1 protein-coding gene is annotated in these 514 nt (G+C 26.1%); it reads right to left on the bottom strand.

Annotated features, from left to right (window positions below):
- The coding region (locus tag ADICYQ_RS22145; RefSeq protein WP_235114855.1) for a sensor histidine kinase at positions 1–460 on the bottom strand (460 nt) is incomplete at its 3' end.
- Positions 461–514 lie beyond the last annotated feature (54 nt).

Below are 514 nucleotides of genomic sequence, written 5' to 3'. Positions count from 1 at the left end.
TTTTAAAAATATCTTTTTGTTTATTATAAGAGACTCCAATACCCGAATCTTTTACGCTAAATCTAATTATTGTAACATCTAAGTCTGAACTTAATAATTCTACCTTAAAAACAATACCTCCTTTATGAGTAAATTTAAAAGCATTACTCAGTAGGTTTTTTAAGACTTGAGATAGTTTTAAACTATCTCCTTTTAAAACAGCAGGAATACAGCTATCTAATATGGTTTCAAAACTTAGACTCTTATTAACCGCCGTATGCTTAAAATGTAATTGAATATTTTGAATTAGTTCTGAAAGGTTAAAATCATCTTCAGCTAATTTTACTTCATTAGATTTAAATTTATTGAGATTTAAAAGATCATTAATTAAAGCTAATAAATGCTCACTAGAATATTTTAATACTTGAAGATTTTCTAATTGCTCTGGCAAAAAATTTTCCATTAATAGAATATCAGACATACCAATAACGGCGTTTAATGGTGTTCTGATTTCATGTGACATTGTAGATAAAAA

The organism is Cyclobacterium qasimii M12-11B (genome assembly GCF_000427295.1).
In the GTDB taxonomy this organism is placed as follows: domain Bacteria; phylum Bacteroidota; class Bacteroidia; order Cytophagales; family Cyclobacteriaceae; genus Cyclobacterium; species Cyclobacterium qasimii.
Note: the sequence above shows the minus strand (reverse complement) of the source record. Positions and strands in the feature narration are given on the sequence as shown.